This is a genomic window from Gellertiella sp. DMC107, from assembly GCF_056313605.1.
The window spans coordinates 507,018-529,352 of the sequence record NZ_JBQUZZ010000002.1 but is presented as its reverse complement, the minus strand read 5'-3'; the positions used below and the strand labels follow the sequence as shown (position 1 = coordinate 529,352).

General features: G+C 58.8%; 19 protein-coding genes. 9 read left to right on the top strand and 10 right to left on the bottom strand.

Annotated elements, in window-relative coordinates:
* Positions 1–79 precede the first annotated feature (79 nt).
* From ACT54B_RS08050 to ACT54B_RS08020, 7 genes are all read left to right on the top strand, one after another.
* The gene (locus ACT54B_RS08050; RefSeq protein WP_476044132.1) at positions 80–817 is read left to right on the top strand and encodes an SDR family oxidoreductase; all 738 of its coding nucleotides are present in this window, start codon (positions 80–82) and stop codon (positions 815–817) included.
* A gap of 30 nt (positions 818–847) precedes the next feature.
* A complete protein-coding gene (locus ACT54B_RS08045; RefSeq protein ID WP_476044131.1) occupies positions 848–1,678 on the top strand; it encodes an amidohydrolase family protein in 831 nt (276 codons plus the stop codon).
* A gap of 87 nt (positions 1,679–1,765) precedes the next feature.
* A complete protein-coding gene (locus ACT54B_RS08040) occupies positions 1,766–2,608 on the top strand; it encodes an ureidoglycolate lyase (RefSeq protein WP_476044130.1) in 843 nt (280 codons plus the stop codon).
* The gene (locus ACT54B_RS08035) at positions 2,605–3,882 is read left to right on the top strand and encodes an L-fuconate dehydratase (protein WP_476044129.1); all 1,278 of its coding nucleotides are present in this window, start codon (positions 2,605–2,607) and stop codon (positions 3,880–3,882) included. Before ACT54B_RS08040 ends, ACT54B_RS08035 begins: the two co-directional genes overlap by 4 nt.
* The gene (locus tag ACT54B_RS08030) at positions 3,882–4,655 is read left to right on the top strand and encodes an L-fucose dehydrogenase (RefSeq protein WP_476044128.1); all 774 of its coding nucleotides are present in this window, start codon (positions 3,882–3,884) and stop codon (positions 4,653–4,655) included. Before ACT54B_RS08035 ends, ACT54B_RS08030 begins: the two co-directional genes overlap by 1 nt.
* Positions 4,656–4,860: 205 nt before the next feature.
* Positions 4,861–5,067, top strand: coding sequence for a Flp family type IVb pilin (locus tag ACT54B_RS08025; RefSeq protein WP_476044127.1), 207 nt, complete (start codon positions 4,861–4,863; stop codon positions 5,065–5,067).
* Positions 5,068–5,211: 144 nt separating this feature from the next.
* Entirely contained in the window at positions 5,212–5,391 is a 180-nt protein-coding gene (locus tag ACT54B_RS08020; RefSeq protein ID WP_476044126.1) for a Flp family type IVb pilin, read from the top strand.
* A 92-nt stretch (positions 5,392–5,483) separates the two neighbouring features.
* Here the strand turns inward: ACT54B_RS08020 and ACT54B_RS08015 are convergent, their stop codons facing one another.
* Entirely contained in the window at positions 5,484–6,497 is a 1,014-nt protein-coding gene (locus ACT54B_RS08015; protein ID WP_476044125.1) for a zinc-binding alcohol dehydrogenase family protein, read from the bottom strand.
* 100 nt (positions 6,498–6,597) lie between these two features.
* On the opposite strand from ACT54B_RS08015, the gene ACT54B_RS08010 reads away from it, so the two are divergent.
* Together ACT54B_RS08010 and ACT54B_RS08005 are read left to right on the top strand one after the other, a co-directional pair.
* Complete coding sequence (locus tag ACT54B_RS08010; RefSeq protein ID WP_476044124.1) at positions 6,598–7,014, top strand: winged helix-turn-helix transcriptional regulator; 417 nt, start codon at positions 6,598–6,600, stop codon at positions 7,012–7,014.
* Positions 7,015–7,435: 421 nt separating this feature from the next.
* A complete protein-coding gene (locus ACT54B_RS08005; RefSeq protein WP_476044123.1) occupies positions 7,436–7,684 on the top strand; it encodes a hypothetical protein in 249 nt (82 codons plus the stop codon).
* A 627-nt stretch (positions 7,685–8,311) separates the two neighbouring features.
* Here the strand turns inward: ACT54B_RS08005 and ACT54B_RS08000 are convergent.
* The 9 genes from ACT54B_RS08000 to ACT54B_RS07960 form a co-directional block, all read right to left on the bottom strand.
* Positions 8,312–9,724 (bottom strand): hypothetical protein, encoded by a 1,413-nt coding sequence (locus ACT54B_RS08000; protein ID WP_476044122.1) that lies wholly within the window; start codon positions 9,722–9,724, stop codon positions 8,312–8,314.
* A 1,029-nt stretch (positions 9,725–10,753) separates the two neighbouring features.
* A complete protein-coding gene (locus tag ACT54B_RS07995; RefSeq protein ID WP_476044121.1) occupies positions 10,754–11,158 on the bottom strand; it encodes a hypothetical protein in 405 nt (134 codons plus the stop codon).
* A gap of 2 nt (positions 11,159–11,160) precedes the next feature.
* Positions 11,161–11,907 (bottom strand): glycosyl hydrolase 108 family protein, encoded by a 747-nt coding sequence (locus ACT54B_RS07990; protein WP_476044120.1) that lies wholly within the window; start codon positions 11,905–11,907, stop codon positions 11,161–11,163.
* The gene (locus tag ACT54B_RS07985; RefSeq protein ID WP_476044119.1) at positions 11,907–12,110 is read right to left on the bottom strand and encodes a hypothetical protein; all 204 of its coding nucleotides are present in this window, start codon (positions 12,108–12,110) and stop codon (positions 11,907–11,909) included. The genes ACT54B_RS07990 and ACT54B_RS07985 overlap by 1 nt, the downstream gene beginning before the upstream one ends.
* A gap of 13 nt (positions 12,111–12,123) precedes the next feature.
* Positions 12,124–12,372, bottom strand: coding sequence for a hypothetical protein (locus ACT54B_RS07980; RefSeq protein ID WP_476044118.1), 249 nt, complete (start codon positions 12,370–12,372; stop codon positions 12,124–12,126).
* 111 nt (positions 12,373–12,483) lie between these two features.
* Entirely contained in the window at positions 12,484–14,703 is a 2,220-nt protein-coding gene (locus ACT54B_RS07975; RefSeq protein ID WP_476044117.1) for a hypothetical protein, read from the bottom strand.
* A 45-nt stretch (positions 14,704–14,748) separates the two neighbouring features.
* Complete coding sequence (locus tag ACT54B_RS07970; protein WP_476044116.1) at positions 14,749–17,178, bottom strand: hypothetical protein; 2,430 nt, start codon at positions 17,176–17,178, stop codon at positions 14,749–14,751.
* Positions 17,175–19,481, bottom strand: a complete 2,307-nt coding sequence (locus ACT54B_RS07965; RefSeq protein ID WP_476044115.1) for a hypothetical protein — start codon at positions 19,479–19,481, stop codon at positions 17,175–17,177. The genes ACT54B_RS07970 and ACT54B_RS07965 overlap by 4 nt, the downstream gene beginning before the upstream one ends.
* Complete coding sequence (locus ACT54B_RS07960) at positions 19,481–22,333, bottom strand: lysozyme family protein (protein ID WP_476044114.1); 2,853 nt, start codon at positions 22,331–22,333, stop codon at positions 19,481–19,483. The genes ACT54B_RS07965 and ACT54B_RS07960 overlap by 1 nt, the downstream gene beginning before the upstream one ends.
* Between the last annotated feature and the right edge of the window lie 2 nt (positions 22,334–22,335).

Genomic DNA, 22,335 nt, shown 5'->3' with positions numbered 1-22,335 from the left:
AAGAATCCGCTTGCGTCAAGAGTTCATATGTGAATATTTTGTTCATATAGAAACCAACAAGGAAGCGGGGAGGCTTTTCGTGCGGCTCAAGGGAAAGACTATTCTCGTCACGGCGGCAGGCCAGGGCATGGGGCGAGCAAGCGCGATTGCCCTTGCAGCGGAAGGCGCGAAAGTGATCGCGACCGACGTCAACGAAAGCCTTCTGGACGGCTTGACGGGAATGGACACGGCCGTGCTCGATGTTACCGATCCGCAGGCCATCGAGGCGATGGCGGAGCGTGCCGGGCCGCTGGACGGTCTCTTCAATTGCGCGGGCGTGGTCCATAACGGCGCCCTTCTCGACCTGACAGACCAGGACTGGGACTTTGCCCTGTCCCTCAACGTCACCTCGATGGTGCGGCTGACCCGTGCCTGCCTTCCGGGCCTGCTGAAACGGGCTGCGGAGACCGGAACCGCCTCCATCCTCAACATGGCCTCGATGGCCTCTTCCATCAAAGGCTTCCCGAACCGCACCGCTTATGGCGCAACGAAGGGCGCCGTGATCGGGCTGACCAAGGCCATTGCCGCCGATTATGTCCGGCAGGGCATCCGCTGCAACGCGCTTTGCCCGGGAACCGTGGACACGCCGAGCCTCCGCGGCCGGATTGCCGCGTCCGCCGATCCGATCCAGGCGGAGAAAGATTTCATCGCCCGCCAGCCCATGGGCCGGCTCGCGACGGTAGACGATATCACCCCCCTGGTGGTCTATCTTCTCTCGGACGAAAGCCGCTTCGTCTCCGGGCAGGCCATGCTCGTCGACGGCGGCGTGACGATCTGACCGGCCCGCTCGCAGACAAGGGAGGCAGCGATGCAGGTTGTGGATGCGCATTGTCACTTCTGGCAGCTCGCCCGGGGAGATTATGACTGGCTCGCGGGCAGCGGTGGCCCCCTTGAGCCGATCCGGCGGGATTTCCTGCCACCCGACTATCCGGGCAACGATGCGCGGCTGATCGTCGTGCAGGCGGCCGCAAGCGTGGCCGAAACCGATTTTCTCCTGTCTCTCGGCGCCGCCGACAAACGGATTGCGGGCGTGGTTGGCTGGGTCGACCTGACGGCGGCCGATGCGGCCAGCCTGCTGGCGAACAGGGCGTCCCATCCGCTGCTGAAGGGCATTCGCCCGATGCTGCAGGACATTTCCGACAGCGACTGGATCCTGACGGAACCCAGGCCCGACGCCATCGAGGCCCTCATTTGCCTGGGCCTCCGCTTCGATGCCCTCGTCACCACGCGGCATCTTGTGCCTCTTGCGCGGTTTGCCGACCGCCATCCGGACCTTCCCATCGTGATCGATCATGGCGCCAAGCCGCAGCCGGGCGACCTGACCGAATGGGAAGCGGGCATGAGGGGGCTCGCCGGGGACGCGCGCATTCATTGCAAGCTTTCCGGCCTGCTCACGGAACTATCGCCGGAAGAGCTTGACGATCCCGTGCCGCGGCTCCGGCACCTCTTCGACCGGCTTGTGGAGTGGTTCGGACCGGAACGGTTGATCTGGGGCAGCGACTGGCCGGTCCTGACGCTTGCCGCATCTTACCAGCGATGGCAGGCCCTGACCGAGACCTTGCTTTCTTCGCTGAACGGGTCCGAGCGTAGCGCCATTCTTGGCGGCAATGCCCGCCGCTTCTACGATATTCCCGCCTGAGGTCGCCCAGAATCGCGACCCGGGCAACCGCAGCAGACCCACCCGCCGGAGGGATTTTCCGGTCGGAACCAGAAAAACGAGGACAGGATGAAACTGCTACGCTACGGCCCGGTGGGCCAGGAAAAACCCGGCCTTCTCGATGGCGAAGGGCAAATCAGGGATCTTTCCGGCCAGGTGGAGGACATAGCCGGTGACGTGCTCACGCCCGAGGGTCTGAAACGTCTTGCCGCAATCGACGCCTCCAGCCTGCCCGTTGTGTCCGGCTCGCCCCGTATCGGCGCCTGCGTCGGACGGGTGGGCAAGTTCATCTGCATCGGCCTCAACTACGCGGACCATGCGGCCGAGAGCAACCTGCCGATCCCCTCCGAACCCGTCGTCTTCAACAAGTGGACGTCCGCCATCTGCGGCCCGGACGATGACGTCGAAATACCGCGCGGCTCGGTGAAGACCGACTGGGAAGTGGAACTGGGCGTGGTAATCGGCAAGGGCGGCAAATATATCGAGGAGAAGGACGCCCTCTCCCATGTGGCCGGATATTGCGTCGTCAACGATGTTTCCGAACGGGAATGGCAGATCGAGCGCGGCGGCACCTGGGACAAGGGCAAGGGCTGCGACACATTCGGGCCCATCGGCCCCTGGCTCGTCACGGCGGACGAGGTGAAGGACGTCGGCAATCTGCACATGTGGCTGGAAGTGGACGGCAAGCGCTATCAGGACGGCTCGACTGCCACCATGATCTTCTCCGTGCCCCACATCATCAGCTATCTCAGCCGGTTCCTGTCGCTGCAGCCCGGTGACGTGATTTCGACCGGCACGCCTCCGGGCGTCGGCCTCGGACAGAAGCCGCCGACCTATCTCAAGGGTGGAGAAACCATGCGTCTCGGCATTGAGGGCCTTGGCGTGCAGACTCAGAAAGTGGTGAAGGCATGACCAAGATTACCGGCCTGCGCACGGCGGATGTGCGCTTTCCCACCAGCCAGCATCTGGACGGTTCGGATGCGATGAATCCGGATCCGGATTACTCCGCGGCCTATGTCATCCTGGAGACGGACAGCCCGCATGAGGGGCATGGTCTGACCTTTACGATCGGACGCGGCAACGAGATCTGCATCGCCGCCATCGAGGCGCTGAAACCCCTGGTCGTCGGGCTGGACATGGGCTGGGTGGCAGAGGACATGGGCCGTTTCTGGCGGCACATCACCTCCGACAGCCAGTTGCGCTGGATCGGGCCGGACAAGGGCGCGATCCATCTGGCGACGGGCGCGGTGGTGAATGCGGTCTGGGATCTCTGGGCGAAAATCGAGGGCAAGCCGGTCTGGCAACTCGTCGCGGACATGTCGCCGGAAGAACTCGTACGTTGCATCGACTTCCGTTATCTCACCGATTGCATCACGCCGGAATGGGCGCTCGAATACCTGACCGAGAAGGCGAAGACGAAAGCGGAGCGCATCGAGACGCTGAAGCGCGAGGGCTATCCCTGCTACACGACGTCTGCGGGCTGGCTCGGCTATGACGATGCGAAACTGCGCCGGCTCTGCCGCGAGGCGGTAGATGCGGGCTTCAAATATCTCAAGATGAAGGTCGGCCGCGATCTCGCCGACGACATTCGCCGCCTGACGATCGCGCGCGACGAAGTAGGCCCGGACATCAATCTCATGATCGATGCCAACCAGGTCTGGGAGGTGGATCAGGCCATCGAATGGGTCAACAAGCTCGCCTTCGTCAAGCCCTGGTTCATCGAGGAGCCCACCAGCCCCGATGATGTGGAAGGCCACCGCAAGATCCGCGAGGGCATCCTGCCCGTGCAGGTCGCGACCGGCGAAATGTGCCAGAACCGCATCATGTTCAAACAGTTCATCATGCGCGGCGCGATCGATGTGGTGCAGATCGATTCCTGCCGGCTCGGCGGGCTGAACGAGGTGCTCGCGGTGATGCTGATGGCGGCCAAGCATGGGTTGAAGGTCTGCCCGCATGCGGGTGGGGTCGGACTGTGCGAATATGTGCAGCATATGTCGATGATCGATTACATCTGGATCGCCGGCACCCGCGAAGGCCGGGTGATCGAATATGTGGATCATCTGCATGAGCATTTCATCGACCCCTGCGACATCCAAAACGCGGCCTATATGCCGCCGAAACTTCCCGGCTTTTCCATCCAGATGAAGGCGGAGAGCATCGAAACCTACCGTTTCCGGGGGGCGTGATGGATCTTCATCTGAAAGACAAGGTCATCCTTGTCACCGGCGGCGGCTCAGGGATCGGCGCCGGGATCACGGAAGTGCTGGCGGAAGAAGGGGCAAGGCCGGTCATTGTCGCCCGCCGGGCGCCGGAGGCAGACTGGCTGAGAAAAACCGGCGCCGATTTCATTCCGGCCGAGCTTTCAGATGACGATGCCTGCCGCAAAGCCATCCAAACGGTTCTGGACCGGCACGGGGCCGTACACGGGCTCATCAACAATGCCGGCGCCAACGATGGCGTCGGCGTGCGCGCAGGACCGCAAGCCTTCCGGGCGAGCCTCGACCAGAATCTGGTCCATTACTACATGATGGTGCACCTGCTCGCCGAACCGCTCAAGAAAAGCCGTGGCGCGATAGTCAACATCACCTCCAAGACCGCCGTTACCGGCCAGGGTGGCACGTCCGCCTATGTGGCCGCGAAGGCAGCGCAACTCGGCTTGACCCGCGAATGGGCGGTGGAATTTCTGCCGCATGGCGTGCGCGTCAACGCCATCGTGGTGGCCGAGGTCATGACCCCGCTCTACCGGCGATGGCTCGATACGCTTCCGGATCCCGAAGCCACGCTCGAGAGCATCACACAGCGCATTCCGCTGGGGCAGAGGATGACGACGGCACGGGAAATTGCCGATACAGCCGCCTTCCTGCTCTCCGACCGGGCAAGCCATACGACGGGACAATGGATTTTCCCGGATGGCGGCTACACCCACCTGGACCGGGCGATCGGCAGCATGGGGGCATAGGAAGCATCCGGCCTCCCCTTGTTATCGAACAGACTGCGGCGGGCTTCTGCCGCTTTTTTTTTATGAATTGCCCAAAGGCGCGGACGCTTACCAAAGATTAACCACGTCTTCAATCGTCACTTTCTTTGATTCTAATTCAAGAATATTAGTATCTTGTCTGACGGCGCGTTGTTCTCCGGAACCCGCTCAAATAATGGAGCTATAAATGTCTGATGTGCTTTCCCGTATTTTCCGCATTTTCAAGAATGAATCCGGCGCGACCGCCATTGAATATGGCCTGATCGCCGCCTTGATTTCCGTCGCTATGGTTGCGGGCGCGCAATCGATCGGCGGCAATCTCAGCACGACCTTCTCCAACCTTAACACGAAGATGGCGCTTGGCGCTGGCGGCGGCGGCGCCGCTGCGAGGTAATTGACTATACCAGGGAGACGGTCGGGCTGCGCCATTCGGCCAGCCCGACCGCATCAATGGCAGGCGCATCACGCCGCCGCGCCACATCTCGAAACGATCTTCAAAGGTATCCACGACGGCAAACGGAATTGAACGGAGTGACCCTTGCTTCGATTGATTTACCGCCTGTTGACAAACGCACAAGGCACCATGGCTATCGAATATGCCCTGATGGCCTCTCTTGTCTGTATAGCCCTGATTACCGGCGGCTCTCTGCTGGGCGGGCAGGTGGGTACGACCTTCAATCATCTCAGCACGAAAATGTCCGGCACCTACAGCCGTTAAAGGCCGAACCAAGTGGCCGGTGTCTGTCCGGTCCACGCACGCGCGTCCCTCAGCGGACAGTCCAGGCTGTCGGATCAGCCCGTTCCGGACGATCAGAACCCCTCCAGCACAATCTTGCCTTTTGCCTTTCCGCTTTCGATCCAGGCATGCGCCTTCTTGAGATTGGATGCATTGATCGGAGACAGCACCTCGGTCAGCGTGGTGCGAAGCTGCCCTTCATCCAGCAGCCGGGCGACGTCGTTCAAGAGAACGCCCTGCTGGTCCATGTCCTGCGTTTCGAACAGGGAGCGTGTGAACATCAGCTCCCAATGGATAGAAACCGATTTCCGTTTGAAACCGACCACATCCAGCACGGCCGGGTCGTCGATCAGGCCGAACCTCCCCTGGGGAGCGATCAGGGCCGCAATGTCCGGAAGGTGGCGTTGCGTATCGTTGGTCGAGAAGACAAAGGCGGGGGCCCCAAGGCCGAGCGCCTGAACCTGTTCGGCGAGCGGCCGGCCATGATCCACCACATGATGGGCGCCGAGATCTTCCACCCAAGCCCGGGTTTCCGGCCTTGACGCCGTGGCGATGACGGTGAGATCGGTCAAGGCGCGGACCAGCTGGATGGCCACGGAACCCACGCCGCCAGCTCCGCCAATGATGAGAATGGCCGGGGCGGCACCTGGCACCGGCTTGCGGATCTCGAGTCGATCAAAAAGCATTTCCCAGGCGGTGATTGCGGTCAGGGGAATGGCAGCAGCTTCCGCATCGGTCAGGCTTTGCGGTTTACGGCCGACGATGCGTTCGTCTACCACATGAAACTCACTGTTAGCGCCGGGGCGGGGCAGAGATCCCGCATAAAAGACCTGGTCTCCCGGGGCAAAATTCCGGGCATCGGGTCCCGTCTTCACGACACGCCCAACGGCATCCCAGCCGAGGATCCGCCACGCACCGTCCGCCGGCGAGACCGCTTGCCGGATTTTCGTATCGACCGGATTGACCGAGACGGCGGAGATTTTCACGAGCAATTCCCGCCCTTTCGGCTCCGGTACGGGAAGATCCACATCTTCCAGGGCATCCCCACGGTCGATCGCTCCTGCGGTTCTGTATCCGACGGCTTTCATGCTGTGCTCCATTGCGGTTGTCATGCTTCCAAAATGGATCTAGGCTTCAAAATGAGCAATACGCACAAAGAACGCATATAGTATCAAAAAGGATACCGTAATGGCCAAGGTTCGGCATTCCCGATTTGATTGCAGCCCCGGCTGTTCGGTGGAGGCGGCGATCGGGCTTATCGACGGAAAATGGAAATCGGTCGTCCTTTTCCATTTGCTCGCCGGCACCCTGCGCTTCAACCAGCTGCGCCGACAGCTCGCCCATGTCACCCCTCGCATGTTGACCAACCAATTGCGGGAGCTGGAGGAAGACGGTCTGATCGTGCGGAAGGTTTATGCCCAGGTGCCTCCCAAGGTGGAGTACTCGCTCTCTCCGCTTGGCCACTCCATGGCCCCCATCCTTCTGGCGCTGAAAAGCTGGGGGGATGAACATATCGGGCTTTATGGCAAACCACGGGAAGCCGCGGGCGCCGTCGACACCCCGATGGCAGACGATCCACAAATCCCCGCATGCAATTTACAGTAGCGAAACGGACAATCAGCGCTTAACCGTGAAACCAAAGGCTCGAGAGCGAACCGACGCGTCGTGATAGGTAGACCCTACTCTCTGGAAACAGGTGTCTCCATGACCATAGAATGTCCGCAAATGCCCGTAATGGAAGAGACGCAGTCCGCATACATGCCCGCTACGCTGGAAGGCCGGATCGAGGCGCACTTCATGGCTATCGCGCGAGACGAAAGCCGTTGCACGATAAACCCGCATCTGGCCATTCATCGGCTGTCAGCGTTCCTCGAACGCTGGTGCGGCCACCTAGGCCCCTCGATTTGCTCCGTTTATAGCATTGGGGGAGACGACCTGAGTCCCGCCGTTGCGTTGCGATTTTTGAGGGGGCTGATTTTGGTATTCCTGCCCCTTACGGGGCGACTGGGGCCAGACGGCGGCCTTTATGGAAGGCGTATTGGAGCATGTTGTGGCGATATTGGCCATACCGATCTACACCCTGGCCCTGCCGATGCCGAAAGTCCTGACGAATAGCTTAATCTTGTCCTTCTTCCGCACAAAGACATGCTCGACAGCGGAGATGATCTTTGATCGTCGCCCGTTTGCCCGCGACATTGTTTCTGGCATGGGCTTGACCTTAGGCTTTCGCTGGTGGATGTCCGACTTCACCCCGTTGTCGCGCAACCATTCCTAGCTGGTCTTGGGTCGGTAGGCGCTGTCGGACGAGACCGTCGAGGCGGCGTTGTCCTTTCGCCAACGGCTTTTCAAACACCAGCTAGGGGATGGGTATAATACTGTTGTGCCTCGCAAGGGGATCACCAACCGCACTGAGCCGTTGGCAACGCCCGTCCAGATCAAAGAAACGCGGCTGTCCTCGCATCATCGCTCCCGCCGCATCACGAATGCAGGAGTGAAACAGGAATAGCCGAAAAGGAGGAGATTTTTAGAGATATCCACCTGTTTGCCTCTACAGGAAACAACATTAACATTCATACCGGCCGCACTTGTAACTTGGGCATCCGACCCGGCCGCCTATGCTGGGACAATCGCAACTACCGGAACAGCAGCCACGCAACCTAATAGCGGCGCGCTCCGCCAGTTGCTCCCGCCGCATCATTTGGCAAAGCAAAACCATAAAGATCTTGATCGCCGCCGGGTGAAAGTTTACCGCCTATATCACTGCTCTAAGAGTGGCTATGGGCTCGATGGCGAGCGTACTGCTGTTCGTGCTGATCACAAAACGCCATAGCGGCTGTCGCTGAATGAGTCGATGTTATGGTGGTGCCCAGTATGTAAGCCGTTGTATGGCACGACCATCACCTCACTGAACAGCCTTGGCCTTAACTAGGTCAGAAAATAGTGCGCCAATCACGAACCATAGGCCTATCCAACTATAGAACGTTGCCATTGCTCCAAATCCCAAAAGTACCGGAGTTATGGATTTCAGCGACAAATAGTTATGTCGACTATATAAAAAGTATATACGCACAACAACAAATAGTGAAATCAAAAAGGTACCGACAAATCCCAAATGGGTTTGTAGCGATAATATCGAATGTGAGTAATTTCCCCAACCGCCAAATTTGAGATCAACACCCAAGTCTCCTATAAATGGAGCCTCGCTTAGCTGGCTAGCCAGGAAGTTTCTGTTGATGGCCATACGGCTAGTAACGCTTGTGGGGACTTCTTCTTTAATACCCGGCTGTATATCAGAATCCTCTTTCTCTATCAAAGTTCCAATTCGTGGTTGCGCTGATCGATTGTCGAGCCCTTCTGCGCGATTGGGGTTAAATATCGAAAGAATCCTAAATGGGTCTGATGTATAGTTAAACAACCGCAAAGGCTGCCAAACCGAAATAAACCCAACTAGAATCGCTAGCAAAAATGCAGCGATTGCCACAAGCTTTGCGGCATGCCAGTACCCCTGCGCACCGCCGCTTTTTAAGCTTTTATATATCACCGCCAACGACCAGGCAGCATAGCAAGCCAATACAACAACTGCCGCTGCATTGGAGCCAATAAACTGAGCTTCAAAGAAAAAGACAACACACAAGAGACCGGCGAAAGCAAACTTATAAAGGGATATTTTTTTCTGCGGTGCGCCTTGTTCATCATTCGACCTTTCGAAAACCGCTATGACAAAAACGAAAGATAGAACTGTTATGTCGCCAAGTCGCTGGTAAATGCTTCGTCCATCAGGGAAATCCATCGACCAAAGTCCGTCGTACTTAAAATGCGCCACACTGGAAACAAGAATAACATGACCGAGCAACACCAAACATATCGCCAACATTGAATTTTTTTTGCTATGTCGATCAATTACAGATGCCGGCGCGCGGACAAAAAGAGCACAACCAAAAGCAAAGCCAGGCAGCATTGAGATAATCAAGTGAGCAAATGCTCTTTTCTGCACCAACCACAAAGGATAAAAATATATCTTTAATAAATAATACAAAATAAATGAAACAATGCAAACCAGTGCAATTTTCTTGTATGAACTGTACTTCAGATCGACTCTATATTTGCTTGCCAAAAAAACTATAGGCAATAGCAAAAACAAACCTCCGTAGGCAAAAACTCGACCTCCGAAATGAATAAACATAGTCGACGAAACGAGGACAAGCAGCAGCGATAGGCCACACAGCAATAGATTGCGGTTGTTCTCCAGGATATGCACATCGCGCATATAATAAACCTTTTGATGTTTTTGGCTAATATGCATAAAGAGTTGCATTATTCAACCTAAGAATCTGGAAATTTCAAGCCTGAATCACAGGCGGAATAGCCCCAAGCTTCGTAGGCACCGGAGGCGAATTTTTCCGCAGCCGCGCGAGCTTGACGGATGCCAGCGGTCCGTTTCTGACGGGCATGCGTTTTGGCTTGCAGTACATTTCGATGTAATGGAATGCGCCACAGCAAGCTTCCTCGCATAGACGGTGGACTTGCGACATATCGGCGCCCGCGTTCAGTAGATTGAACAATATCTCAACGCCTGCATTCTTATGACAATCGTCGCAACGGTTCATACAATGTCATACTATGGACTTGACGTGCGACGCACGTTCAATGCTGATAGGTTGTGAATTCGATTGAGAGCGGATAAACGCTTCGCACTTCGGCTTGCGCAGTCACACCGCCATAATTGTGTAAGACTATGCCGGTTGTTTAGGCGCCTGCTTTTTAGCCAGAATACTTTCGCGGCGATAACAGATATCACAATTTATATATTAGATAAGTGACGTCACCGCTTCAGGCACTGCCTGGAGCCGTTACGTTGAACCGTCGGTCGAACGCTCTGTTAAGAATCACGGCAAGCCTGTCGTCGCAGATGCCAAGAGGACAATTGTTACCAATCTGCACCTCGATCACGGCAACGCGCACCACACGTGTCGGAAAACGTGCTTTAGCTTCGTAGAGAAAATCGTTGCGCGGCTTTCTATATCAATAGTCTTACCGCTCTCTTCCAAATCCTCTCGCACAGCTCGGCTTGATGCCCGTCCTGCTTGCCCCTACCTAACAAGGTCATAGCCAATGGATAAAGTGGTACTATAACGCACTTATCCCGTGCCGGGCGCTAGTCTAGGCGTCCTAAAAAACGACTAGTAGCGTCGCCTAGTCCAAAATAAACTCGAAAGAAGAAATGGCGCACCCGAAGAGATTCGAACTCCTGACCCCCAGATTCGTAGTCTAAGCGGGCGCGTTGTTTTTGCTCAATCGTGTTCCCGAAGTCAAGCGTTCCCATTCATCTGTGTGGGAACGCTTTTTACTGTGACCGGGTCACCAGCGCTGTGCAGGCGAGCGAGGCGCCAGCATAGGCCCCGGCGCCCACATTTCGGAACAGGACTGTAACCGTGTCAGCCGCCGTCACCGTATAGCCCAGAATGGCGAGGCCGGCCGGGTTGATGGCCTTCAGGTTGAAAACGGTGTGGTCACCCACGGCAGCCCCTGCGACCGCAATCGTCGCAGTGCCTTCGACGCCCGAGGCAAGAGCTGGAACGGTTATCGTGCCGTCGAACCGAAAATAGTTCGTGATCTTCGAACCGCTTGGACGCATTTTCGACGCGGGCACCTTTTTATCCGGTGCGCTCGAAGAGCTTACATCCCAGACATAGAAATAGTCCGCATCAACGATAGCATCGACCTCGGGGAGATCCGTCACCTTTGCCATCTTCACCCCTCCGCAGCGACGCGCGCATAAGCTGCCGCGCGTTCTTTGTTGAGCGAGCGGCGGGACAGGGCCAGCAGCAGAATGCCGATCAGCACTGCTGCGCCGGCTGCAACCAGCCAGGGATGCGAGGACACCGAGTCAAGGGAAAGCGCTCCACCAACTGCGCCGCCAGCGGTTCCCGAGGCAACCCCGGAATTGTCCTTGGCTGCGTCCTCGGCTTCCGCTTTTGCCTTCTCGATCACTTCGTTGACCGGCTTGCCGTACTCGCTGGCATACATCCTGACCGCGCGCGCTTCGACATCAGCAATGCGGCGCGTCCATCCTTTGCCGAAGGTGACGAAGGTCTTGAGCGACCGAACGAAAGACATGCGCTGTGCGCAATATTTCTGGATCAGCGCCACGCCGACTTCCTTGCCGCCCTCGACGGCTGCCAGCCATTTCCGGCCACGCGATACACCCGACATAACCGAGGCATCCAGAACAGCCAGATCGAGGCCATGGACAAGCGTGGAGCATCCGGCCGGAACCCAGTATTCACGGCGATAGATTTCCTTCGCCTGATCCAGGGTCAGAGACTTGATGTCGATGTTGGGATGGGAGTGCGCGGCGATCCCGTATTTCGTTCCCTTGAGCGCGCCCTTCCCCACCTTCCCGCCTGTCCAGTTGCCCGGATCCTTGCGGTTCATGGAGAGCCCGCCCTCGTAGACGAGGACAACAGGAATGCACTGGTCGAAGTTGGAGGCAGCCATCACTTTGCCCACCCCATCTTGACCGCGAGATAGTACCATCCTTCCGACAGCGCTCCGCAGAACAAGCCCAGAAAAAACTGAAGCGCCTGGAACACATCCGGATCGGCAGAAATGACATTTCCCATCTCGGGGGAGAGAAGCCCCTTGGTGATCAATGTGGCGGCAGCGTACCGCAGAGCGATACGGGTAATCACGGCGCTCATGACAGCATCCCTTTCACTTGTGAGGCCCAACGAAAGACAGGAATTTCAGGATGTTTTCCCAAACCATGACGATGCCGACGAAGAGCCCGACGATGGAAATGATCACCCACTTCATGAAGGTTCCGACTGTCCGGATGGCGGTCACCAGCCGAAGGCCGTCCTTCAATGTCTGGAGATCTTCGCCCCGCATCTCAGCCAGGAACTGGCGGGTTTCTTCCGGCAATTCCGCCAGCTTCACGGGGCTTTCAACTTGTTCGGTCACAGCAATCATCCTGTCTTGAATGAACGGATGATTGCTGGCTCCTCCCCCTTGATGCAAAGCACAGCCAGCGGGCTGGTGCCCGCATAATGGTCAACCGGGTTTTCGAGGTGATTACACGAAGTACTTATTGTCGGCGGAAGTACCAACAACAGAAGCCGTCACCGTGGTGGCCGACGAGATGTTGCGGTTAGACGCCGCTATGTTAACATTTTCGCGGAAAAACAGGTTTGCGACGTTCCCCGTATTGGTCCCCGTGAGTTTGACACCGACCCCACCCACGGAAACACTGCGGATAGTGTTTCCTCGCACGACGCAGGATTCTGCGGAACCACGCGTGGTGAAATCTGCTATACACCCGATGGCGACGTATTGAGTGCCGCAGTTTACCACTGAGAGCGAACCTGGGAGGGCCCCAGCATCAGCATATTTGAGAACAAGAGTATCAAGCGCAGGTACCGTGCCGACGCCTGACACATGCAGGCCGTCAACAATCATAGAACCGTTTGTATATGGCCGCGCCGTTCCTGACACCGCATATGAAACACCAGCACCACGACAGAATAGTGACCCACCGGCAAAGCGACCGTCCCCATTCTGAAAATCAACGCAGGTTATCGCGCGTCCGCCGTCTGGTGCGCTAGAAACCTCGAATTTCGTGCCGACAACGTCAACGTTTGACGCCTGGATTTTGATGCCTCGGCCCCAAAAATCCTTGATGTGTCCGCCTCGGATGGAGGTTGTCCCGAACTTGCGCGCGAGTTCGGACGTCGGAATTTCATCGAAGATCATCATAGCGTCCATGTCGCTTACATACGCGCTATCTTCAGACCATATCTTGCCGGCAACAGGGTTGATAATATCTTTGTAGAGCGGATAGGCGTTATTCGTGTCACGGCCGATAAAGATTCCGGCGATACCGACCGACCCGAGGATACCGGCCCCTGCTGCCATTTTCATCTCTCGGCAAAAAATATCTTGCGCGTATAGATGCCGGAACCAGCCACGAATGCACAAACCGCGACCTGCATAATCGCCGCTTGTCTTTCGGTATCCGTTCGAACCGCCGACGCCCGTCAGCCGCGCGTCGAACACGTTCGCCTCGACATAACTAGCGGCTTGGTTTTCAATCCAGAATGGATTCGGCGTCTGGAAATTTCCATCAACCTCGAACCCTTCCAGATCAACACCCAAGTCTGTGACCAGAAATCGCACCCCGTAAGTCGTCGCCGGATTAGCGCCTCGATTCAGCTTTACCTTGGCCCCGGTACCGCGAATGATCGGCTTCTTCGCCCAGGTTACCTGGATCACGTCACTGATTTCATAAACGTCATTCGCATCACCCATGTCGATGACACGCCCGGTTGCCGATGCCAGAGCAAACATATCCAGCAAGGCCGCACGGTTGACGGCAGGATTACCTCCAGCTTTTGCACCAAACTGCTGAGGTCGCAGTACCTTGTTCGAGCGCACAAAGAACCGGGTGACCCCACCGACATTCACGTCAATCTGTCCTGGAGAAGACGGATTTACTGTTCCGGCGTCCGTGAACGAGGAAGACGAGCCCGGTTCCAGCGTAGTGTCGAACGCTGCTGTATCTATCGGGGCAGATTTCGCCAAAACCAGAGCATCGGCATCCGCAACCGTCTGGGTTCGCGACGGCGAAACAACCTGGGTGAACCCCACCGATGAGCCGCCGCTTGTGATCAAGACAAGATCGCCTGTCGGCAACCCATTCTTTCGATACAAAGCACCGCCGCCATCACCAGCAGTCGCATAACCCATGGTCTGGATATAGTCGGGGGCAATCGTAGGGTGATAGCCTGCTTCCGCGAGAACTTTTGTACGGATAGTGAACGCTGGATAGCTGTTGGCTTCGATTGACGCGGCAACCTGTTGCGCCATCTCAGCATAGGTTTGTGCGTCCACTATTTGCTGACCCGTAATCGTAGCCCCGGCAGACCCATACGCGGTCTTATGGGCACGATCTACATCACGGCGAAGCTCCTGAATTTCAGCTTCTACGACATCCAGCGCGTAATTGTGATCGGAGGGCGGCAAAGGCCTACCCGCTTGGAACTCACCAATCTTGCGGGGGATTCTCAACCCCACCAGTTTCACATCCCCGGTGATCCCAGGAGAAAAAACGGCTTTTGCGTCAACGGATTTCCCCGAGGAAAAGGTTGCGCTCAGCGTCCAATCGGTGCGGATTTGTCCGTTGTGAACGACAACGAGATCGTCCCCGGCAAACAACGGAAAGTCAGCCGCAAACTCAGTGGTTGCGACGACAGGTGAATAAGCCGTGAGGCGATCATCAGGAGCGGTCGTAGACATGGGGAGGATAATCTCCCCACTCTCGAATACCGGCAAAGCACAGAACTAGCGGCCGAGCGCCTTACCAGCATCCGGCGCACGATCCGGAACCATGTCGCCGGGGCCCCACCAGAACTGCTGGCCAAATTCCTTTTTCATTCGGCGCTCATACCGGGCAAAGGTCTGTCGATAGTCGGGATCTACCATTGCCTGCACCTGATCGAAGAGCATGCGATCGGTCGCTATTTTGGCGAACCATATCGAGGAGCCGGGCGTCCAGGCCTTGAGGTGCTGAGCTAGCATCTTGCCCGTCATCTCCTTGTTCCCCGCAGCAGCCTGCGCGGCATCGCCAATGCTGGAAATGATTTCACCCGGCCCCGGGCCAAGAACGTATTGCGTGATCCCATCGCCGCCCCGGGTGGTGGAGGAATAGACCAGATCGCCCAGCATCCCGCCGCCGCCGCCCCGGATGAACGCCTGCGCCCAGAACTGCTGGGTGCTCATGTCCTGCGGATCGCGGCCGGCGACAAGCGACTGCATTTGCGAGGTGACAGCGCCGGCAATCGTCATCAGCGTCACCAACTTTGTCCCTGCCGCCACCTTGCCCCACATGCCATCCTGTATCGCGGATCGCATCATGTGGGTCATCATGAACGTCATCGGGAAGCTCTTGAACTGGGTCGCGCTGCGAACGATTTCGCCCACGAACGTGCCGCGCTGGAGCCCGCCCGACATGGCGCCGCGAATGCGCGAATCCGGTTCGATGATCGCGAATTTCCGCTCATCGATAATGGCGGACATCAGCCGGTCAGCAAGCGCCTGATCCTCGACACCGTTCACATCGAAGAACCGGGCACCGTCAGCAAGCAATGCTGGGGTGGCGCGCAGGCTGTCCCAATCCGCCGCCGTGAACCCATAGCGACGAAGGAAACCTTGAAAGGCCGGGTCGACGGCCTCGAAATCATGATCAGCCTGCCGGGCAATGAAGGAGTTGAACTCCATGGCCCATGCCCGCTTCAGGCCTTCAGTCCACACGTTGATGCCGGTCAACCGCATTGTGGTGTCAGCCACGCGCCCGGTAAGACCCTGCCCCACCACCTCGTCCGCGAAGCGCTTGCTGCCTAGGGCATGATCGATGATGGATTCCGCCGTCAGGTTGACCATGCGGGCAATCTCTTCAGCGCCTTCACGGTTCACCGTCAGGTCCTTGACCAGGCGCCCCAGCACAGCCGCAGCAGGCACGCCATTGTGGTTCGCGGCAAGCGCGGCCGTAAAGCTGTCGCCGGGGATCGCAGCGATAGTGGCTGACCCGAGGCGAGCGGCTGTCTGTATGTTGCGCATCCCCCCGGCGATTCCTGCGATCAGTTCGCTTTGAGCCACGCCGAGCTTTCCGGTGGCAGCGTCCCACGTCCGCTTGACGGCTGCGGGACTGTTCAGCGTGATTGACCGTTTCGCCTTTGCAAGCAGGGTCGTGTTTCGAACCGCATCGTCCTGTTGGGCTATTTCCAACAGCTTGTTGAAGGTGCTTTCGTAGTTCGGGCCCATTATCTCGAGAGTGGCAATTTCTCGGCCCATGCCGCTGATGTGGCCGACAAGGGTGTTATAGAGGCCGCCATCACCGATCCCGTACTTCTTCATCAAGCGGACGTAGGAATCCGCATTCTGGAACCGGAAAACCCGGAGCTGGTTCGAGAACCCGCCCGCGCCATGGGAAGCCTTCCCCAAGGTGATATCCTTGAAGGCGTTGGCGATGATGCCGCCGACTGCGGCGCGGGGTGCCTCGCCCTGCCCCGCCTTATCCATGACCTTGATATTCCCGGCCTCGAACTCGGTCATCAGGTCGTTGACGAAATCCGCTTGTGAGAATTTCCGGACCCGGGTGCTGTCCCAATACTGCGGCAAGCGCCAATCTTCGAGAACCGAAAGAACCTTGCCGGCTCGCTTGGCGCGCTCTACCCCATATTCCACTGTCTGCTTCCAGCCGACCGCCGCCGCCTTTGCCGCCTGATCGCCGGTATCGTCCCCGAACAACTCGCGGGCAATGTTCCAGACGGACTCCGTGTCCTGGCGCAGCCCGGCCAGCTTCGAGGCATACGGCTTCAGCGCGCCGTCCATCATGCCGAGCAACCGCTTTGTCACGTTCTCGCTGTGACCATCGATGTGGATGGCATTGCCCATGGCCGCGCCGCCCTCAAGATTGTCGCGAACGATCATGCTCATGAGGCCCACAGTTTTTCCGGAAGGGTGCTTCTCCATCCGGTCAAGGGCTTGCGCATAAGCGATCGCCTGTTTCGCCGCGGCGAATTTCCGCTCTTTGGCCGCCTGCATCATCACGCGGGCAGCTTCCAGCGCAGATGCGGCCTCGGCGGATGCCGGCCCCATGGTCGGATAGAGACGCTGCTGAAGGCCCTCATGAAGCGCCAGCGCATCGTCGGCCTGCTTCTGGGTGATCCGCTCAGCGGCGACTAGCTTCGTCAGGCAGTTGGCAATGCTCATTGTGCGGCAACCTCCGTGCCAGTCGCGCAGGCTTCGATTTCCTTGCCGGCGGCGATCTCATCATCTGCTTCATCCAGGATGTCATCAAGGGATCGCTCGCCCATGCCGTCGCCCAGATCAACCGTAATCCCCGGGCGCTCCGCACGGAGCTGTTGCGCTGCCTGAATATGGGCTTCAACCGTTTCAGGCTTGGCTGCGATTTTGTCGATGGCCTCGGGCGTAAGCTGCTCTTCTGCCATCTGCGCCAGATCCGAGCGGCCCACACGATCCAGCGACGACTTGAGGATGTCTGGGGCGCCGAGAGCATCCCCGAATAGGCGCGGCCCGGCGTCATTCTTCATCGCCTCTTCCGCGAAATCATTGAGGAAGGCGGCCAGACGGGCACGACCTACCGGCCGCTTCAGGTCCCCATCCGAGAACAGAGCCCGCGCCACCAGCTTCGACAGCTCATCCGGCCCGCCGAACATCTCAGCTTGATTGACCAGATCGGACATGGACCGGCCCTCATCGCGGGCCTTCATGACCATGCGAACCGCGTTCATCAGGTCATCGGTGATATCCATCCCGGCCGGTATCTGCCCCCGCGTGACAGCATCGCGCAGGCGCGACCACGGCCCGGAAGCGTCGGCCAGCGCCCCGGCAATGGCCTTGATGTTGTTGTCTGTGTCTTCGAGCGCCCGGCCGAGGAGCGCGGGCTCGCCGTAAGCCCGCCCCATAAGCGCGGCAGTGATGCGGCGCTCGCCGTCCTGGCTGAGAAAACCACCGCCATCCATCAGCGACCCCTGTTCGGATCGTGGCAGCTTGGCCATGAACCCGCGCGTGAACTGCTGATTGGCCGCGGACTTGATATCTGACCCCTGAAGGGTATCGAGCATCGCGCTATCGATCATGCGCGCGTCGGACAGGGCCTGTTCAGAGGCACCCATCCGCATCGCGGTGGAACGGTTCGCAGCAGTGACGAAACCGACGCGGGCATTGTCTTCCAGATCGGTGACACGCCGGGCAATCAGAACCGGGTTAGTGAAGCCCTCGATGTCGAAGTTCTGCGAGCGCAGGAAATTGCGATAGTTCTCGGACGGCACGCCAGCGTCCTGATACGCCCGCCGCAATGCCATGACCCGGCCATTCCCGCTTTCCACAATCCCATCGGGCCCGACGATGGGAGCACCGGACTCCGCCTGTGGCGAAGGGCCAAGGCGCTCGGGCTGAAGATTAGCGGCAATGGAATTGATCTGATCGTGAGAGAGCGCGCGGGAGCGGTCACGTGGCTGCAGCTCGGCAGGGAAAGCCGGGTTCGGCTGCATCGCGTCATTATGGGATGTGACCAGATCGGCGGCCTCCACCACCTCATACTTCACGCCGATGGAGTTGCCATCCGCGTCATAGACCCGGCCCGGCCGCACGTTCGTTTCAAGGAAGACTTCCGGCGGCAACTCGACCGGCTTGCCCTTCGATAGGTCATCCGCCGCTTTGTCGATCGCGTTGCGATAGGCCATGTCGCCGCCGACGGTTTTCGGCAGTCGCGAGGTGGGAACAGCGGCTTCCCGCGTCACCACGGTCCCGACATCCCGAACGTGCGACGGCCAGTACCCCGTCTTGGCTCGGCTCCACGCGGCGGCCAGACCCTTTATTCCAGCGCCCAGCGCAGCCGCCCCCACCCCAGCCGCGCCAACCTCAAAGAGTGCGTCGCCGGCCGAATAGTTCGGATCCAGGCGCTGCTTCCGCTGAAATGCTGTTGCCTGCACCACAGACTCCGACGCAACACCAATTGCACCTTCGGTCAGCGCAGTCCGCAGGATACCGCCTTCCCATCCACCAAAGGCGCCGGAAAGCAGGTTGACCGGGTCCGAGAGCGCCCCTGCCATGGTGCCTAGCGCCCCGCCGACGGTGGAGCCCCAGCCGGTGGACCGCTCCGCCAGCGACGTGGATTTTTCCCGGGCCTGCAATGCCTTCTCGTCTGCCTTGCGGCGGATGACTTCCGGCGTCGGGAATTCCAGACTGCTATCGGGGTTGTTCTTTTTCCATGCCTCGAACTGCTTCACAGCCTCCTCGCGCTTGAACGGGAGAACGCTGTCCGACCAGTTAGGCAGCATCTGCCCGCTGGCCTTATAGAACTCGTTCTGAAAATCGTTCTCGGCCGCCACGCGAGTCCGATACTCGGCATTGGAGTTCGAAAAATTCTGCATGGCTTCCAGATCGGCGGAGAACCGGGCGGCGAAACCCGGATCGATACCTTCGAATGGCCGTTGTGCGGCAGCTTCCAACGCGCCGCGCATCTGGGTTTCATCGACAAGGAACGGCATCACTTACCCCTGAGATCGAGGACGAACACGGACGGCCCGCCGTAGGACCCGGGAGAGGGCTGGCGAAGCGCATAACGAGGGTTCTCAGCGGGGCCAAAGGCAAGCGCATATCGGCCCGGTGCAAGTGCAGTGAGACGGCCCTGATTGAGCAGGTCCCTGGCTGCGATCCGGGTTCCATCCTGTGTCACGGCGCCGCGAAGATCTTCATCCTTCAGCGATTCCAGCATCTGATCGAAGTCGTCCTGAGACGCGCCATACTTCGGGGCCACCACCTGAAACCCGTTCATGTCGACCAGACCGCCGGTTACCTCGTTGATGGCCTGCGTCATGCGGGTTTCGTCAAGCTCGCCGCTGGTATCGCCCGCCTGGCTGGAAAGGTCCGCATAGCGCGCCGTGGCCGCGTCGAGGATCGACTGTCGCGCGCCTTCCATAGCAGGCAGGAACACAGTGGGCGGCAGCAGCTCATCAACGGTTGCTGCGTTCGTGTCCGTTTTCTTGGGCGCCAGATTGGGGTTCGTGGCGAGAAGCTGTTGCCCGCGCAATATGCCTTCGGCGGCCTGCGGGTTCTCCCCTACCAGCGCACCCGCAGCGGCGAATGCCGTTCCATTCCCCTTGCCCGAGATAGCCGACATGGTCGCCTGATAGGTATCGGGACTGAGGCTGGCCTGCATTGTGCCGAGAAACTGCACAGCATCCCCCGGCGTCGCCGTGGTCAGGAACTGCTGAACCTGCTGCTGCATTCCGGGCCGAAGCGCCGGGATGTTGCCGGTCAGACCCCGCGCGCGCATCACGTCAACCCCGTTTTGCAAACCCTGGAAGGTCTGAGCCCACGATTCCGGCTGCTGGAGATCGAGCCCGGGAACCTGCTGAATAAGGCGGCGGTTCAGCCCGTAGCCGAGCGGGTCGTTTTTCAAAGCTTCCTGCTGCGCCTTGGCTGTGTCTTCCAGCCCCTGCACAATTTGAGCCTGCGCGACGGTGAACCCATCCGCATTATCTGACCGCAGCCCGGCAATCAGGCTTTCCATCTGCGCGGGAGCCAATCCGGCGGCTCCAGCTGTAGCGGCCTGCGCCGTGAAATAGTCTGCCACCTCCTTGCGGAAATCCTGATCATCGACCATGGCGAGCTGCCGGCTCAGAAGATCGATGTTCGAGACAGCGGGGGTTAGGCCTCGGTCGTTCCCCGCCTTGATATCAGCGAACAGCGCCTTGGCATCCGAGGTGACTTCGGTCCGGTATTCCTTCACCAGCTCTGGATCGATGGATGTGGCGACTCCAGATCCGCCCATCTTCTTGTCGGCCCAGGCGATCACGTCGGCGGCAGTTTTGCCTTGCAGGAATGGATTCGCGTTAACGGCATCCTGCCCAACAATTGCAGCGATGGACGTTCCCGGAGATGCTTTCAGCACCTGCGCCGCACCGCGGGGGCCAAGAAAATGCGCCAGATAGACATTCCCATCCGTGGTCTGAAGCCCCTGCGACTGAAGGAAATCCTTGTTCTCTTGGGCATATCGTGCGGTCATTTCGCGCGACAGCGAGCCGTCCTTTTTCAAGGCGATCAGCTCCTGTGCTGATTTACCCTCCGCGATGTCCGGACGGTATTTCTTGATCATCGAAAGCCAGGTGGAATCGATGAACTGACCTGCGCCGCCGGCAGACGATTTCGGATTCTGTGCGGCATCGTTCCCACCGCTTTCGACGCCCACGATTTTGTCGATGATCGAGCCACCGGACTGCCCCCGTATCGCCTGCTCGGCCATCGCGACCTGCTGCGGATTATCCGAACCACGGAACACCTGAAGCGTCCGTGCCAGAGCGCGGGAGTTGATCAGCTCCGTTGCCCCAGCCAGATCACCGCCACGTGCAAGCTCGGCTGCCGTCTGGTCGATATCGTCAGCGTCGAGGCCAACGCCTTCCTTCAGTCGCTTCTGGATAGCGGTGGAGCGATCTTGTACGGGCTTCAGGTTGGCCTTCGCCTGCGCGACGAAGCCGCTGATCCGCTCATTCGCCAACCCGGCATACTGACGGCGTTCAGCGGGAGAAAGCGGGATGTTCGGATCGGTAAGAATGGCCGAAGACAGCTTGCGGGCCTCCGCGATGCCATTGGCCGAAGAAAGCGCCTTATCGACCTGGCCGAGCATGGCCTCGGACATATGGCGCCCTTCCATGCGCTTCAGCGCGATGTCAGCCTCACCCTGCCCCACCACAAAGTCGGGGTTGTCCGCGAGCTGCTGATACAGCGTTCGGATTTGCTGGGTTTTCTCCATATAGGCGGGCGTGTTCGTGCCGCCGGATCTTGCAAGCGTCGATGCCTCATCATCCAGAAACTGAATTTCCGATTTGATGTTGCCCTCGAATTCCTTCAGATCGGAAGTCCGCTTTTGCTCGGAAACCCCAAGCTGAAGGCGCGGCCCCTCTGTGTCGAGCATCGTCGTGACAGCACCGCGGTAATCGGCCGGGGTGTTGGCTAACATCTGATCGCGGAAGCCCCGCCAGGACTCCGAGAATGCATCCACATTGCCCTTGGCCTCGTTTGAAAGCCGCACGCCAGCCGCACGGATGTCCCCGGCCACTCTGGCAGAATAGCCCTGCGCCGCGGCTGCATTATAGGCCCGACCGCGCGCAGAGAGGTTGGATTGCAGGTCAACCTTCAAGTTCCCCTGCTGGTCGCGATAGACGGCGTTCTCCCCAGCCGTGGCGGCGTCTGCCATTTCCTTCTTCTGGAAGGTGTCGCCCCAGGATTCCAGCGCGTTTGCGATCTGCTGGAATGGGTTGGCGATCTCTGCCGGGCTGAGAGAGGATTGTGGGGCGCGCGTGACCGCCCCGCGAGGCTGGATTTCAGGAAGCTTGACCATGA

Coding starts and splice junctions, on each gene's coding strand:
- ACT54B_RS08035 (WP_476044129.1), top strand. CDS start 2,605: ATGACCAAGATTACCGGCCTGCGCACGGCGGATGTGCGCTTTCCCACC.
- ACT54B_RS08025 (WP_476044127.1), top strand. CDS start 4,861: ATGTCTGATGTGCTTTCCCGTATTTTCCGCATTTTCAAGAATGAATCC.
- ACT54B_RS08010 (WP_476044124.1), top strand. CDS start 6,598: ATGGCCAAGGTTCGGCATTCCCGATTTGATTGCAGCCCCGGCTGTTCG.
- ACT54B_RS08005 (WP_476044123.1), top strand. CDS start 7,436: ATGGAAGGCGTATTGGAGCATGTTGTGGCGATATTGGCCATACCGATC.
- ACT54B_RS08015 (WP_476044125.1), bottom strand. CDS start 6,497: ATGAAAGCCGTCGGATACAGAACCGCAGGAGCGATCGACCGTGGGGAT.
- ACT54B_RS07985 (WP_476044119.1), bottom strand. CDS start 12,110: ATGAGCGCCGTGATTACCCGTATCGCTCTGCGGTACGCTGCCGCCACA.
- ACT54B_RS07990 (WP_476044120.1), bottom strand. CDS start 11,907: ATGGCTGCCTCCAACTTCGACCAGTGCATTCCTGTTGTCCTCGTCTAC.
- ACT54B_RS07960 (WP_476044114.1), bottom strand. CDS start 22,333: ATGGTCAAGCTTCCTGAAATCCAGCCTCGCGGGGCGGTCACGCGCGCC.
- ACT54B_RS08030 (WP_476044128.1), top strand. CDS start 3,882: ATGGATCTTCATCTGAAAGACAAGGTCATCCTTGTCACCGGCGGCGGC.
- ACT54B_RS08000 (WP_476044122.1), bottom strand. CDS start 9,724: ATGCAACTCTTTATGCATATTAGCCAAAAACATCAAAAGGTTTATTAT.
- ACT54B_RS07975 (WP_476044117.1), bottom strand. CDS start 14,703: ATGTCTACGACCGCTCCTGATGATCGCCTCACGGCTTATTCACCTGTC.
- ACT54B_RS08045 (WP_476044131.1), top strand. CDS start 848: ATGCAGGTTGTGGATGCGCATTGTCACTTCTGGCAGCTCGCCCGGGGA.
- ACT54B_RS07995 (WP_476044121.1), bottom strand. CDS start 11,158: ATGGCAAAGGTGACGGATCTCCCCGAGGTCGATGCTATCGTTGATGCG.
- ACT54B_RS07970 (WP_476044116.1), bottom strand. CDS start 17,178: ATGAGCATTGCCAACTGCCTGACGAAGCTAGTCGCCGCTGAGCGGATC.
- ACT54B_RS08040 (WP_476044130.1), top strand. CDS start 1,766: ATGAAACTGCTACGCTACGGCCCGGTGGGCCAGGAAAAACCCGGCCTT.
- ACT54B_RS07965 (WP_476044115.1), bottom strand. CDS start 19,481: ATGCCGTTCCTTGTCGATGAAACCCAGATGCGCGGCGCGTTGGAAGCT.